The sequence below is a fragment of the Achromobacter ruhlandii genome, assembly GCF_002082135.1.
Lineage (GTDB): Bacteria > Pseudomonadota > Gammaproteobacteria > Burkholderiales > Burkholderiaceae_B > Achromobacter > Achromobacter ruhlandii.
On record NZ_CP017433.1, the window covers coordinates 4,752,640 to 4,767,102 of the forward strand.

Annotated in this window: 13 protein-coding genes and 2 pseudogenes; 4 read left to right on the forward strand and 11 right to left on the reverse strand. The window is 66.2% G+C overall.

From position 1 onward, the window contains the following. Both AruCF_RS29590 and AruCF_RS21565 read right to left on the reverse strand, forming a co-directional pair. The coding region (locus tag AruCF_RS29590; RefSeq protein WP_167385888.1) for a M56 family metallopeptidase at window positions 1–823 on the reverse strand (823 nt) is incomplete at its 3' end. Continuing rightward, a complete protein-coding gene (locus tag AruCF_RS21565) occupies window positions 820–1,209 on the reverse strand; it encodes a BlaI/MecI/CopY family transcriptional regulator (protein WP_054415121.1) in 390 nt (129 codons plus the stop codon). The genes AruCF_RS21565 and AruCF_RS29590, both read right to left, overlap by 4 nt. A gap of 205 nt (window positions 1,210–1,414) precedes the next feature. On the opposite strand from AruCF_RS21565, the gene AruCF_RS21570 reads away from it, so the two are divergent. Continuing rightward, a complete protein-coding gene (locus tag AruCF_RS21570) occupies window positions 1,415–4,687 on the forward strand; it encodes a hypothetical protein (protein ID WP_144419165.1) in 3,273 nt (1,090 codons plus the stop codon). A gap of 58 nt (window positions 4,688–4,745) precedes the next feature. Here AruCF_RS21570 and AruCF_RS21575 read toward each other — a convergent pair whose 3' ends face one another. Then, window positions 4,746–5,327 carry a hypothetical protein gene (locus AruCF_RS21575; RefSeq protein ID WP_049076063.1) on the reverse strand — a complete coding sequence of 194 codons (582 nt, stop codon included), beginning with the start codon at window positions 5,325–5,327 and terminating at the stop codon, window positions 4,746–4,748. Between the two features lie 168 nt (window positions 5,328–5,495). After that, window positions 5,496–6,146: an imm11 family protein gene (locus AruCF_RS21580; RefSeq protein WP_235432698.1), complete on the reverse strand. Its 651-nt coding sequence runs from the start codon at window positions 6,144–6,146 to the stop codon at window positions 5,496–5,498. A 302-nt stretch (window positions 6,147–6,448) separates the two neighbouring features. Between AruCF_RS21580 and AruCF_RS21585 the strand changes: the two genes are divergently transcribed. Next, window positions 6,449–7,270: a hypothetical protein gene (locus AruCF_RS21585; RefSeq protein ID WP_174655164.1), complete on the forward strand. Its 822-nt coding sequence runs from the start codon at window positions 6,449–6,451 to the stop codon at window positions 7,268–7,270. Here the strand turns inward: AruCF_RS21585 and AruCF_RS21590 are convergent. The 3 genes and pseudogenes from AruCF_RS21590 to AruCF_RS21600 form a co-directional block, all read right to left on the reverse strand. Further along, a pseudogene (locus AruCF_RS21590) lies at window positions 7,245–7,480 on the reverse strand (DUF2000 family protein); the annotation flags it as partial. The gene AruCF_RS21585 and the pseudogene AruCF_RS21590 sit on opposite strands and share 26 nt — an antisense overlap. A gap of 115 nt (window positions 7,481–7,595) precedes the next feature. Then, window positions 7,596–8,342, reverse strand: a complete 747-nt coding sequence (locus AruCF_RS21595; RefSeq protein ID WP_253827142.1) for a lysozyme inhibitor LprI family protein — start codon at window positions 8,340–8,342, stop codon at window positions 7,596–7,598. Between the two features lie 199 nt (window positions 8,343–8,541). Beyond that, window positions 8,542–8,646, reverse strand: a pseudogene (locus AruCF_RS21600) (O-acetyl-ADP-ribose deacetylase); the annotation flags it as partial. 251 nt (window positions 8,647–8,897) lie between these two features. Between AruCF_RS21600 and groES the strand changes: the two are divergent. Both groES and groL read left to right on the forward strand, forming a co-directional pair. Next, entirely contained in the window at window positions 8,898–9,185 is a 288-nt protein-coding gene (groES, locus tag AruCF_RS21605) for a co-chaperone GroES (RefSeq protein WP_006385977.1), read from the forward strand. A gap of 37 nt (window positions 9,186–9,222) precedes the next feature. Next, window positions 9,223–10,863, forward strand: a complete 1,641-nt coding sequence (gene groL, locus AruCF_RS21610) for a chaperonin GroEL (RefSeq protein WP_006385976.1) — start codon at window positions 9,223–9,225, stop codon at window positions 10,861–10,863. A 103-nt stretch (window positions 10,864–10,966) separates the two neighbouring features. Here the strand turns inward: groL and argE are convergent, their stop codons facing one another. The 4 genes from argE to AruCF_RS21630 form a co-directional block, all read right to left on the reverse strand. Further along, window positions 10,967–12,142, reverse strand: a complete 1,176-nt coding sequence (gene argE, locus AruCF_RS21615; RefSeq protein WP_049076068.1) for an acetylornithine deacetylase — start codon at window positions 12,140–12,142, stop codon at window positions 10,967–10,969. A gap of 7 nt (window positions 12,143–12,149) precedes the next feature. Beyond that, window positions 12,150–13,130 (reverse strand): LysR substrate-binding domain-containing protein, encoded by a 981-nt coding sequence (locus tag AruCF_RS21620; protein WP_049076070.1) that lies wholly within the window; start codon window positions 13,128–13,130, stop codon window positions 12,150–12,152. 115 nt (window positions 13,131–13,245) lie between these two features. Continuing rightward, entirely contained in the window at window positions 13,246–13,917 is a 672-nt protein-coding gene (locus tag AruCF_RS21625; protein WP_049076071.1) for a DUF1028 domain-containing protein, read from the reverse strand. 20 nt (window positions 13,918–13,937) lie between these two features. Then, window positions 13,938–14,351, reverse strand: coding sequence for a RidA family protein (locus AruCF_RS21630; protein WP_049076073.1), 414 nt, complete (start codon window positions 14,349–14,351; stop codon window positions 13,938–13,940). Window positions 14,352–14,463 lie beyond the last annotated feature (112 nt).

Below are 14,463 nucleotides of genomic sequence, written 5' to 3' on the forward strand. Positions count from 1 at the left end.
GGTCGAGCAGGTCGCCGTCCCGCGCGGCGGGCGCCACCGGCGCCGGTGGCGTGGCGGCGGCGACACGCTCCAGGGCGTGCAACGCGCGCGCCAGCGGCATGGGGCCGCCGATCACGTCCGCGGCGATCTGGTCGGCGATGCGTTCGCGCTCGATCCTCAAGCGGCGCGACAGCCACCAGATAGACGGGTGAAAGAACAGCAGCACCTCGGCGGCGTGCTGCAGCAGGTTGAACAGGTAATCGTGGCGCCGCACGTGCGCCAGTTCATGCGCCAGGAGCGCCGCCAGCAGGTCCGCCGGCATGCCGGTGACCAGCGAGGCCGGCACCAGGATCACCGGCTTGAACCAGCCGGCGGTGACTGGCGTGGACAGGGTGCGCGCCAGGCGCAGGCCGACGGCGCGCGACAGCCGCAGGTGGCGGGCCATGTCCGCCACGCGCGCCTGCCAGGCGGGATCGTGCCACGGTTCGCTGGCGCGCAACGCGCGGCGCAGCCAACCCAGCCCCAGCAACACCCGCAGCGCCGCGAGCGCGCTGCCGGCCAACCAGGCCAGCGCCAGCCACAGCGGCCAGGCCGTGGCGGCCGCCGCCGCTGGCGACACGGCCGCGGCGGGCAGGCCGCGCCAGGCGAACGCCACCCCGGTCACCGCGATGGCCACGCCAGCGGCCAACGCTGCGCCCAGCAGCGCATAGCGCAGCCGGGCATCCTCGGGGCGCGTCAATGCCAGCAACGCCAGCGTGGCGGCGTGCAGGCACAGGATTTTCCAGGCCACCGCCGGCAGGCTGCCGCCGAGGGTCCAGGCCGTGGCGAGCAGGAAGTCGGTCACAGCTTGTCGTCGCGCAGCAGGGCTTCGATTTCAGCGCGTTCCTTCTTGCTGACGCGGCCTTCGCGCAGGGCGGCCAGCACCAGTGCCTTGCCGGACCCGGCGAAGGCCTTGCCGATCAGGTCCCTGACCAGCCCGCCCTGCGTCGCCTTCTGGCTCTGGGCCGCGGCATAGACGTGCGAGCGCTGGCTTTCATCGCGCGTCAGCAGGCCCTTGCCGTGCATGATCTGCATCAGCCGCAGCACGTTGGCGTAGGTGAGGCTGTCGCGCCCGGCGGCCATGGCGGCGTGGACCTGCTTGACGGTGGCGGGGCCGGTTTCCCAGAGCGCCTGCAGCACGTCGAGTTCGGCGCTGGTCGGCTTGGCGATGGCGGAGGTGCGGGAAATCATGAAGCAAGGGGGTCGGCAAACGTTGAAACTAGAATAAACGTTCTAGAAAAGTTTGTCTACTTACAGCGAATCCAATACCCGCACGCGCGGGCCAGGGGCGGGGTCCCATCGGAAAGCCAGCGGGCAGAATCGATTTACTATCCCCGTAACGGATTCCCGCCGCGCCGTGCGAATGGCGCCCTGCCCACCCTACGACTGCCTGCCCATGACCATGACGCCCCCACGGAAAGAACACCGCCCGTCCACGCGGCGCATCCTCGCGGAGGTCGCCCTCCTCGGCCATGATCAACGTTACGGGCGGATGGTGGCGCTCGGTCGTGAGTCCATCGCGGATGCGCAGCTTGCCGAAGACCTGAAGTCGCTGGCGCAATCGGAGATCCACTACGAGCGGCTGCTGGCGCTGATGTCGGCCAGCGGCTCGCGCGCGACGGATCTGATCGTCACGCTGCTCGCCGACCCATCGCCCATGCTGGTGTTGCGTGCCGCCCGACTGGCGGCGCGTGTGGTGCCAGACGAGATCCTGGTCCGCCTGATGCCCGACATGACAAAGCCGTGCCGCCGGGAGCTCGCCCGCCAGCTCTGGCGAGCCGGACGCGGGCAGGTCAACGATGCCGTCTATCCGACACTCGAAGGCGCGGCGCGCCGCCATCTGCTGCCTTGGACGACGGATGCATTCATCGGCGCCAGCCTGGATGCCGAACAGGTTGCGTTGCTGGAGGCGCCGCAGTGGGCGGCGCTGGCGCAGCGCTTGCCGGGGCTCGTGCGCGACAGGCTGGCGCACGAACTGGAGCAGTCCGGCAATCCCTCCTATGCATTGCGCGTTGCCATCAGGGCGGCGCTCTATCGCATGCTGCGCAGCGACCGAGCGGCCGGGTTGAGCCTGTTGCGCGTGGCGGTCGCCCGCATTCCCGTCCAGGATTTGCCGCTGGCGCGCTATGCCTCTTTCTTCCCGGCGCAGATCGCCGCCATCGTCGAGGACCTGGGCGGCAGACAGCGCATTCCCTTCACCCTGCAGACCCTGCGGCGCCTGGAGGCGTCCGCGCTCTGCAAACTGTGGTCGGTTGACGCGCTCCCCGACTTGCACGCGGTCTTCCAGCAACTGCATGCAAACCAGCGGGACGCGCTCTATCGCCAGGGCGGCGAAGCCTGGCGCGAGGACAGCGGGGCCTTGCCGTTCGAGTTCGTGCGGGAACTATCCAGCGCTGCCCGGCAGGCCGAAGCGCGCCGCGCGTTCTCGTCGCCACGCCTCGCCGCCGAGCCGCTGGTCCGGCTGCCGTACCTGTCCTGCCTGCCATTCCAGGAAGCGCTGGCCCTGGCCCAGCCGTTCCTGTCGCAGCCCGATGGCGAGCTGCGCGCGCAGGCCGTTGCGGCGGTGGCAGGGACAGGACGATACGAGGCATCGAGCCTGGCCGCCATTCTGGATTTCTGCCGGGCCCGCGAGAACGAGCAGGACCCTGTGCGACTTGCCATGCTGACGGCCCTGGCGGCGCTGCCGCCTTCGCGCTGGGAAGCCGGGCACCTGCCCGGGTTCACCGCGCTCATCGATGCCGCATTGCGCGCCCGCGACTGCTCGCACCAGACCATGCTGGCGGCCATGCAATGGTTGATGTCCATCATCACCCCCCACACCGCATTTGTCGTGGCCGCGCTGCCCGGCCTTGTCGAGCGCATGGGCGGCATGGGCAACCTGCGCCAGGGGCACTGGGAATCCCGCATGAGCGATGGCGAACTGCGCCGGATCGCCCCGCACCTGATGGGACTGCTCGAGACCTGGATCCGGCGCGATCGCGCCCAGGTGGCGCTGCAACTCGTCTTTGGCTTCGGATGCCGGGCGAAGGCCGTGGACCTGTTTGTCGACATGATCTCCGACCTGGCCCGCGACAAACGCGGCCATGTGGCGCGTTCCGGGCTGGACGCGCTGGTGCGGCTCGGACTGCGCAAGCGCGCGGCGGAATTGATTCCCCAACTGCTGGGGGCCGATCCGAGCTGGATCCAGGTGTCCGCGGTCTCCTCGCATCTGCATCGTCGCAGGCAAGACCTGCTGACGCCGTTTCTGACCGCCCGCGTCTACAAGGGGCGGTTTCCCAGCGGCAAGGCGGCATTTCTCCCCGCCTACGAAGACGGATTCTTCCGGTGGACGGCGGCCCAGCAGCAATGCTATGCCGCCGAACTGCTCGATATCCTCACCAGCACGCAGCGCAACGCCTGGGAACTCTACGGCTGCGTCCAGCGCTATGCGGCCATGCCATCCATCGACCTGGCGCCGCTGGTCGACCTGGCGCGCCTCGACACGCCCGACCAGGCGCTGCGTGACAAGGCGCTGGAAGCGCTCGGACGCGCCGACGCCGGACGCGGGGTGGCGGCGCTGATACAGGCACTGGATGACGCCCGGGCCCGGGTCGCCATCTATGCCTTGCGGCGATCCTTGATGAACCTGCGCCCCGCGCAGGTGCTGGAACTGCTGGACCGCGCGCCGCGAAGCAAGATCACCGTCGCCAAGGAGATCGTCCGCCTTGCCGGCGACCTGAGAACGGATGGCGCCTTCGCATTTCTCGCCCGGATCGAAGCCGAGCCCAAGCTGCATCAGGACGTGGCGATCGCCTTGGCGCGAGCGTACTGGAACTTCCTCGACCGTCCCGAGGTCTGGCCCAGATTGCACGCCGCCGCGCGCAGCGGGCCGCCGGCCCTGGCGCGCGCAACCATCCGCATTCCGCCAACGGGCCTTTCTCCGGATGGCCAGCGCGCCCTGAGCCAGCATCTCGCCTTGCTGCTCGGGCATTCCGATGCCCAGATCCGCAAGGAAACGCTGGAACGACTGATCGCGATGCCTCCGGGGCAAGGCGCACCCGCGTTGTACCAGGCGCTGGCCGCGCGGCTCGGAGATGTCGATTTGTCACTGGTCGAACTCGCGGCAGGCGCGCTGCTGGGCATTTATGCGGGAAGCCTGCCGCGCGAACTGGCGGACAGTTTCGCGGGCCTGACGCGGGCGCATGCATTGGCCGCGGTTGTCGCCGCGTACCAGCAGCAACGGCAGCGTGGCCAGCTGGAACTGGCCGCGTCGGCGGACATGCTGGCCGCGGCCCTGCTGGCCAGACGCTGGCATCCGGGACTGGCGCTACGACTGGCGTTCTCGGTGTTGCGTCCAGAGGCGGCGCTGGCGCTCGCGCGGCAATCCGCGGCCTCGGACTTGCTGCATCCCGGCGTCGTTGGCGACATCCTGGATGCGCTCGCGGATACGGTGGCTGGCGCGCGCCTGGATCAGCTTACCCAGGTCGAAGCGTGGTTGGGCGCCGAAGGCAATGCCGGCATGCGGCGCATCGGCCTGGGCTTGCTGTGCGCAATGTCGGCCCGGACCGGCTGGACGCCAGAAATGCGCGAGCGGCTGGATTTGTATCGGCACGACAAGGATGGCTGGGTTTCCGACGCCGCCGACCTGGTCACGTATCCGGATGCGTTTTCCCCGCGCGCCGGCGGATGACGCGCATTCCCGGCGGGCGGCGTGCCGGCAACCGGATCCGCCCGCGCCCCGCTGCCCGCTATTCCGGCAGCTTGCCGAGTTTTCCCTTGGCGCGTTCGGCCAGCCGCAGCGCCATGTCCTGCTGGCGCCGCATCAGGTCGGCGATCTGCTCGGCATAAAGATCGATGAGATCGCCGCTCACCGGCTCCGGATCGGCCCAGTCGTCGATCGCCACGACGGCCCCCGCCTGGTCCACGCCCCAGATCCGGCTGCCGTCGCCCACGATCTTCAGCACCGGCAGGATGCCAGGCAGACCGGCCTCGGCAAGCTGGCGCTGCTGCGCCGAAATGCTGGCCCATTCGGGCAACTCCGGCGCATCGATGCCCAACAGCACCACGCCGCGCCAGAAGGTCCAGGCGGGGCCGACGTCGAACTCCTTGGCGCGCGGCCAGACTTCCTCGCGCGCCATCACGCACAGGCCATTGGTGCGCTGGCAGAAGGCCGCGAACGCCGCCGGCAGCGGGAACCCGACAGCCGCCTCCAGGCTCGCGATCGCGGCCGCGTCGGGCGCGGGCGCGGCCACCACCTCGAAATACGCGGTGTCCACGGGGTCCAGGATCTCCCAGATGCGTTTGTGGAACTGTTCGGCGGTCATGGTCATGCAAGCTTCCTGAATCAAAAGACAAGTCCCGGCCCGCCGCCAGGACGGGAGGCCGGAATGACGCAACACTATAGACGCGAGCGCGGCCGCATGGTCCGTGGCTCCGGTTCGACGGTCGATGGCGGTTGGCTGCGCGGAGCGGTCCACGGCGGGTCGTGCAGAACATCCTCAAATATCGGCGACATCGCGCAGCCGCACACCAGAGAAGCCGGCCGAGCGCAATGCGTCAAACATCGCGCGGTCACAGATGGGAGGCACTCCCATACGATCCTGGCGGAAGATATGGGCGCCTCCCACAACCTCCGGTTTGAATACCAAACTGGCGCCGCCGACGAGGCTATAAAGCTTCTCGTCTTCGCCGGTCTGATAATTGTGGTCGAGCTTGATTCTCACGCGAGAAGAGGCTTCATCCAGGGCATCGAGTCTGCGCAGCACATTGCCCAGGTAGTACCGAGGACCGGGGCTGCCGTCGGCAAGGCTGAAGTCGCATGCCACAAACGCAAACGCCTCGGCGTCCAACTGCTCAAACAACTGCTTCAACGGCTCCGACACAATCCATATGCCAGCGAGCTCTTCCAGATCGCGGGGCATTGCGCCCTTTTGCGGAACATGGACCAGGTGGGGACGCGCCGGATACTGATCTGGCATTCCATCAGGGCGCGAGATGACGTTCATCCCCGGATCGATCAGCGTCTCTTCGTTGGCGATTTCCAAGCCGGGCACCCTGCCGTCTCCCAGGAAGCCGGCGTCGATCAGGAAAAACTTGCCCTTATGCGATGCGGCTTCGGCTGAAAGTGCAATGGCGGTCGGTTCGGTCACGGCGGCTTCCATCATGGATGCGGGGAGGCGGAATAGAACAGCGGTTCAACCGATGCTAGCCGGATTTGAGCGCAGCCAAAAGGCCCGCACCGCGCAAAGCCCTTGGCTGAGCGCCAGGATGGCGTCTACACGGTGAGAGCCGGACGTTTACCAAACCGCCATAGCCTCGGGCCCGCATCCTGCCGCTCAAGGTCACTTCCATCGGGTCTCCCCTCTTTTGGTAAAGGCTTGCAAACGCTGATGTCCGGGCGGCCCGGCTGCGGTATAAACAAGGCCCTGTCGATTGCACACAGAGGAACGACTTGTCGAACGCACGCGGAGCGCTTTCATTCTTCAACGCAACGGCTGGCGCCATCCGGCGCCATGGCCGCGCGATGCTGGCGGCCGCGCCGTGGTCGCTGGCGGTGTTCCTATTGTCGCTGCCGTTCGCCATTCTGGCCGCGTCGCTGTACTGGCTTAAGGGCGGCCTGTTCCTGCTGTTCGCGCTGGTCAACCTGATTGCATTCTCGCGCATGACGTACGCCTGGCACCGGGTCATCGCGCGCGCGGACGATACGCGGATCGATGCCCCCGGCAGTACGGCGCAAGCCTGGCACCTGGTGATGCTGGGCCTTCTGGCGGTGGTCGTGACGATGCTGGCGCGCGCCACCGGCGACCTGCCCTACGTGTTGTTCGCGCTGATGAACGGCCCGGAATCGGGCCTGTTCTTCGCGGCGCTGGTGCCCGTGGCGCTGGTGCTCTGGCTGCCGATCCTGTACGGGTTGGCGCTGCTGACGCCCGCTCTGCCGCGCGCCGCCGTGACCGGCGCAACCGGCTTGCGCGGCGTGCGCGCCGCCATGCCCTACCCGCGCTGGCCGCTGATGCTGGCCCTGGGCATCCTGGTGAGCGCGGGCGGCCTGGCCCACAGCGCGCTATACCAGTACCTGGGCTATGCCGTGGACGGCGGACCGTATTGGATCGTGGCCTATCTGACGCTCTTCATCGTGATGACGTTCGTCGTCGGCGCCATGGTCTCGGTGGCCTACCGGGACGGCGCGCCGGCGCGTCCCGCGTCCGACAGCGACAGCGACAGCGACAGCGACAGCGACAGCGACAGCATCAAGGATGCAGCGACAGCCCCTTGACCGCCTTGTCCACCGCCTTTTCGGACCGCGCAGGGCGATGCCGACCAGGTCCAGATCGTCGGCCGGCTGGGCGCGGAACACCGCGCGGTTGGCCTCGTCGTGGCCGGTGGCGAACACGGCATGGACGAACGGCGCCAGCGTCAGCTCGCGGTCGCGCGCGATCCGGTACGCCGCCTGCAGGCCGGCGCGGTCCCCCTCGAACACCGGGATAAGAAGAAGTGATGGGGAGGCTGGCTGGGTGAGGTAAACGTCCGGCTCTCACCGCGCAAAGCCCTTGCCTGAGCGCCAAGATGGCCTCTACACGGTGAGAGCCGGACGTTTACCATCAACCGCCATAGCATTGTGCGTAAGTAAAGTCGACCAAGCGCTTGTCCGAGGCATCCTGGGGCGTGGACGGCTCTACTTGGAAATGACCGAACATATCGTCGTTGCAGATCCTCACGTCCTTGCGCTGCGTGCCTTCCTGCAATACGCAGGAACCGCCAAAACTGTGATTACTTCCGGCGACGCCAACCGGCAGATCAATCAGCCGGCTACAACCGATGATTCGGCCGTTTTGCTTCTGCTGCCCCAGCGATTGGTTGAACGATTCCACACGGGAGTTGGGATCACGAATCGGCACAACATTGACGCATTCGCCACTGGCGGTTTGGTTGCCCGGCAGCTTGCAGTCCGAGTACACCTCGCCATTGGCAATATGTTTCTCATTACGCCCCAGCAGGGCGATGCGGCTTGTGTATGCTTGCCGCAGGCAGGCGCTGTCTTGACAAATGCCACGCGCGTATTTAATCCAGTTGCGCTGTTCTTCAGCCAACGCTTTCTTGCCATAGGCATCGGTTGCGGCTAGTGCTGCCTTATAGGCCCCCTGCAATTTGCCGTCCAGCGCGGAGGTCTCGGCATCGCTACAGATCAACTTTTCCGTCGTGCTCGCGGCCTTGTTGCAATCAAAACTGGCGGCTTGGGCGTAGGTCGCTAGCATTGCGAGGCCCAACGTAAAGAGAAGCTTCATCGCAGGTGTATACCGTGCCTTCAGTACGTCAGCGGGTGGGCGTCTTGAATGCGGCGGGGTCATGATCCTATCTTCTCAAGTTGTATGTCGATGATGTCTTTGGTACAGCACAACACATGCTAGCAGGTCGCTCTTCAGTGGATATATAACCTATCGAGCAAGGCACGGCCTGCCAATGAACGGGCTTTCAATCCACACGCCGCCTCAATCTACACTCGTCCACGTGCCAACTTCAGTGAGCCGAATCTCAAGTCGAACGAAATTCGACACTCGCCGCCCCAAGCAATGAGGAATTCGCGGCGTTGACGATGGCGTCCACGCGAAGCTTCGTGATATCCGATTGAATTGCGCGCAGGCTGGCGGGCATGTATTGGCTCCTTGGGCGTGAGAGAACTTCTTGCGCAGACTCTCGCCCCCCGGACCCTTTAGCTGAATCCGCTAAAAAAAGGGACGCACCACAAGGCGCCTTGCCACCCGCCCCATATGTAACAGCCACCGCTCTCCCCCTTGAACCCCGGAACATCATCCCTATAATTAGCACTCGACTCCGGTGAGTGCTAACAATCCTCCCGGGCCCAACCGATCATTCACTTTCTTCTCTAGTAACAGGAGTTCCTCATGGCCTTGCGTCCCCTGGGCGATCGCGTGATCGTCAAACGCCTCGAAAACGAGCGCAAGACTGCGTCGGGCATCGTCATCCCCGACAGCGCCGCTGAAAAGCCCGACCAGGGTGAAGTCGTGGCCGTCGGCCCCGGCAAGAAGACCGAAGACGGCAAGATCCTGCCGGTCGACCTGAAGGCTGGCGACAAGGTTCTGTTCGGCAAGTACGCCGGCCAGGCCGTCAAGGTCGATGGCGAAGAGCTGCTCGTCATCCGCGAGGACGAAATCCTCGCCGTGGTCCAGTAAACCCTGCCTCAAACGAATTTTCGAAGGAAGCTAACAAATGGCTGCCAAGCAAGTACTGTTCGGTGACGACGCCCGCGTGCGCATCGTCCGTGGCGTGAATGTCCTCGCCAACGCCGTCAAGACCACCCTGGGCCCCAAGGGTCGCAACGTCGTGCTGGAGCGCTCGTTCGGCGCCCCGACCGTGACCAAGGACGGCGTCTCCGTCGCCAAGGAAATCGAACTGAAGGACAAGTTCGAGAACATCGGCGCCCAGCTGGTCAAGGACGTCGCCTCCAAGACCTCCGACAACGCCGGTGACGGCACCACCACCGCCACCGTGCTGGCCCAGGCCATCGTTCAGGAAGGCCTGAAGTACGTTGCCGCCGGTTTCAACCCGATCGACCTGAAGCGCGGCATCGACAAGGCTGTCGCCGCCGCCGTCGCCGAACTGAAGAAGCAATCCAAGCCGGTCACGACCAGCAAGGAAATCGCCCAGGTTGGCTCGATCTCGGCCAACAGCGACTCCTCGATCGGCCAGATCATCGCTGACGCGATGGACAAGGTCGGCAAGGAAGGCGTCATCACCGTCGAAGACGGCAAGTCGCTGGAAAACGAGCTGGACGTCGTCGAAGGCATGCAATTCGACCGCGGCTACCTGTCGCCCTACTTCATCAACAGCCCGGAAAAGCAAGTCGCCGCGCTGGAAGACCCGTTCGTCCTGATCTTCGACAAGAAGATCAGCAACATCCGTGACCTGCTGCCGGTGCTGGAACAAGTCGCCAAGTCGAGCCGTCCGCTGCTGATCATCGCCGAAGACGTCGAGGGCGAAGCCCTGGCGACCCTGGTGGTCAACAACATCCGTGGCATCCTGAAGACCACCGCCGTCAAGGCGCCTGGCTTCGGCGACCGCCGCAAGGCCATGCTGGAAGACATCGCCATCCTGACGGGCGGCACGGTGATCTCCGAAGAAACCGGCATGTCGCTGGAAAAGGCCACCCTGGCTGAGCTGGGTCAGGCCAAGCGCATCGAAGTGGGCAAGGAAAACACCACGATCATCGACGGCGCTGGCGACAGCAAGTCGATCGAAGCGCGCGTCAAGCAGATCCGCATCCAGATCGAAGAAGCCACGTCCGACTACGACCGTGAAAAGCTGCAAGAACGCGTGGCCAAGCTGGCCGGCGGCGTTGCCGTGATTCGCGTTGGCGCTGCCACCGAAGTCGAAATGAAGGAAAAGAAGGCTCGCGTCGAAGACGCCCTGCACGCCACGCGCGCTGCGGTGGAAGAAGGCGTTGTGGCCGGCGGCGGCGTGGCCCTGCTGCGCGCCAAGCAAGCCATCACCGACCTGAAGGGCGACACGCCTGACCAGAACGCCGGCATCAAGCTGATCCTGCGTGCCGTCGAAGAGCCGCTGCGCACCATCGTCACCAACGCCGGCGAAGAAGCCAGCGTGGTGGTCAACACCGTGCTGCAAGGCAAGGGCAACTACGGCTACAACGCCGCGACCGGCGAGTACACCGACCTGGTCGAGCAAGGCGTGCTGGATCCCACCAAGGTGACCCGCACCGCCCTGCAGAACGCCGCCTCCGTCGCCAGCCTGCTGCTGACCGCCGAAGCCGCCGTTGTGGAACTGGCCGAAGACAAGCCCGCTGCCCCGGCCATGCCCGGCGGCATGGGCGGCATGGGCGGCATGGACTTCTAAGTCCCGCTTCCCTTGCATGGCCTCCCCGGCTTCGGCCGGGGAATGCAGTACCCCGAAAGACCCCCGGACCTTCGCCCCGGGGGTTTTTCTTTTTTGGGCCGCGTCAGCCGCAGAGGTAATCGGTCAGGCGCGCCAGCATGGCGTCGCAGGCCTCGATCTGCGAAATCTCGACGTATTCATCGGCCTTGTGGGCCACTTCGATACTGCCGGGGCCGCACACCAACACCGACGTGCGCGCCCACAATTGGCCAAACAGCCCGCCCTCGGTGCCGAAGGCGACCTTGGTGCATGGCGTGCCCGGCGGCAGCATCGAGGCCAGCAGGCGCACCGCGGGTGAATCCGGCGGCACAGACAGGCCCGGATAGGCGTTGCCCGGCACGATATCGGGCAGCGCGGCGTCGGCCAGGGGCTGCGCCTCGCGCATCCGCGCCCGGGTCCGTTCCAGCACGCGCGCCAGGATGCGCTGCGGCTCGTCCTGGGCCACATTGCGGATCTCGAAATCCACCTCGCAATCGGCCGGCACGATATTCAACGCCGTTCCGCCCCGGATGGTGCCCGCATGCACGGTCGAGTAGGCAATCGCGTAGCCCTCCTCGCGCGGGCCCTGCTCGGCCAGCTCACGCTGCACGTCGCGCAGCGCGCCCACCAGGTCGGTGGCGGTATGGATGGCATTGACGAAGCGCGGCGCCAGGCCGGAATGGCCCGCCTGCCCGCAGCAATGCGCGCGATAGGCCGCCTTGCCCTTGTGGCCGGTCCCGATCTGCATCAGCGTGGGTTCACCCACCACGCACAACAGTGGCTGCGGCTCCAGGCCCTCCAGCTCGCGCAGCAGGTGCCGCACGCCGACACAGCCGATCTCCTCGTCGAACGACAGCGCCAGCGACAACGGACGCTTCAACGGGCGTCGCGCGGCGCGCGCCATGGCCATCACCGCGCAGGCCACGAAACCTTTCATGTCGGCGGCGCCGCGGCCGTACAGCCGGCCGTCGCGCTCGCTCGCTTCGAAAGGCGGCGTGGTCCAGGGCTGGCCCTCGACCGGCACCACGTCGGTATGGCCCGACAACAGGATCCCGGGCACATCGCTCGGGCCGACGCTGGCGTACAGATTGCAGCGCGTCGCATCCCGTGGATCCGGCACCCGCATCGAGGCGATGCCGGCTTGCTCCAGCACCTCCTGCACGCGGTCCATCAGGCTCGCATTGGAAGTCAGCGTGACGGAAGGAAACGCGATCAATTCGCGCAGCAGGGCCAGACTGTCGGGCGGGAGAAGACGACTCATGGGACACTCAGGAAGAAGGCGGGGCGTCGGCCGGGCCGGAGATATAGGGATCGAAGAAGCTGGCCGCACTCATGCCCGGAATGTATTGATCGGAAATGTAGGCGCGGCAACGTTGCATGAAGGCCTGCGTCAACCGCGACGGCTTCATCGGCCGATAGGTGGCCAGCCCCAGCAGCATCGGCCGGTGCTCGCCCGCCAGCCGCAGCCGGACCAGGCGCTTGCCGTCGAGCGACTGGCTCGACTTGGGGCGCACATTGAACAGCGCGTAGCCGATGCCGTTGGCAACCATCGAGCGCACCACGTCCTCGGATCGGGAACGCGCCACGATGTTCGGCTCCAGGCCGGCCTTGGCGAACAGCGACAGGAAGTATTCGCGGCTCATGGGCAGGTCCAGCAACACCATCGGCAGTTGGGCCAGTTCGTCCAGCGTCACGGCAATCTGCTGCGCCAGCGGATGCAGTTCGCTCACCAGCACGTGCGGCGGCATGTGCGCCAGCGTCTCGAAGTGGATCTCGTCGCCCAGTTGCAGGTCGTAGGTGATGGCCAGATCGATTTCCAGCAGATGCAAGCGGTTGATGAGCTCCTGCTGGTCGCCCTCGGCCATGTGCAGTTCGACCTTCTCGAACGCGCGCGAGAAGCCGAAGATGACCTCGGGCGCGATCATGGGGGCCAGCGGCTGGAAGCAGCCCACGCGCAGCACGCCCTGGATGGTGTCATTGGAATTGGAGGCGATCTCGTACAGTCTGGAAGCGCGTTCGAGAAGGTCTTCGCATTCCTGCATGACCTGCGTGCCCAGCGGCGTGAGCGCCAACCCTTTGGAGGGATGCCGCACGAACAACTGCACCCCCAGTTCCGCCTCGATGTGGGCGATGGCAGCCGAGATCGAGGGCGGCGAGATATGGATCTGCGCGGAGGCGGCGGCGATGCTCCCGTGCTTGGCGGTCGCCACGAAGTACTCCATCTGCCGGAGGGAAATGCGATTGAGCATGGTGCGGTGGGGAAGCGGATTCAGAAAACCGGCCAGGGCGGGCGGGTGCTCGTAAAGTATCCCCTCAGCCGCCGACCCCGGGCAAGGATTTCCTCCATCGCCGCCGTCGACCCGTTCAGAGGTCTCCCGGCACGCCGAAGCTCGGCGCATCGCGCGGATCGCGGGCGCGGGTCAGATAGGCGGGAATCTGTGGCTCATAGACTTTCCAGACCGCATACAGGGCCTCGACCGGCCTCTCCTCCACCCAGTCCAGGCGCAGATCCACCATCGGCCAGTCCAGGTCCTGGCACACCAGCAGGCCGGCCGAATGCACTGGCCCAGCCTCTCCGCCGGCGGCCTGTCCGGCCAGCAGGGCCTGCATCAAGCGTTCGGCGAGCACGCCCTCGGCCTGTTCGAAGGCCGCCAACATGGCGCCCGGCACCCCGGGCGAAGCCAGCATGTTGCCGGCGCACGCGGCATGCTCGCCCGTCACGGCGGCCAGCGTGCCCAGCGCGCTGGCGCCCGTGAAAATGGCGGGTGGATGCCTGGCGTCGATCGCCATCAACTGGCGATAGTCGATGAACGGGCGCTGCCGCAGTTGCTCCAATGCCTGTGCCGGCGTCTGCCCGGCCGCCATCAGGTCCAGGGCCATGGGCCCGAGCGCCGGATCGGTGATGTTCTGGCTGACGGCCGCGCCGACCCCCGCGCGCACGCGCACACAGCGCGACGCGACGGCGGGCGAGGACGACGATACGGCGGCGCCGAACTGGCCGGATGCCGGACAACGGGCAATGATCGAGAAGGTCATGGTCGGGCCTCCCGGCTCGGTCAGTCGGGGATCACGGCGGTGGCATCGATCTCGACCAGCCACTCGGGCCGGGCCAGCGCCGACACCACGATGCCGGTCGACACCGGAAACACGCCCTTGAGCCAGCGTCCCACCACCCGGTAGACGGCCTCGCGATAGCGCGGATCGATGATGTAGATGGTGATCTTGCAGATGTCCTCGAGTTCGCCCCCCGCTTCCTTGAGCAGCATGGCGATATTGGCCATGGCCTGTTCAGTCTGGCCGGCGGCGTCGCCAATGCACACGCTCTCCGAGGTCTCCAGGTTCTGGCCGATCTGCCCGCGCAGGAACACGGTGCTGCCGCGGGCGACCACTGCCTGGCAAAGATCATTGTCCAGGTTCTGTTCCGGATAGGTCGCCTTGGTGTTGAAGGTGCGGATGCGCTTATGTTTCATGGCTTCTCGAAAAAATGGGGCCAGCGCATGGCGCCGGGCGAAGGCCGCTCCCGCGGGAACGGCAGGGATGCCCATCTTCGGACCCGGCGCCGGACCGCGCCTATTTGTTTTT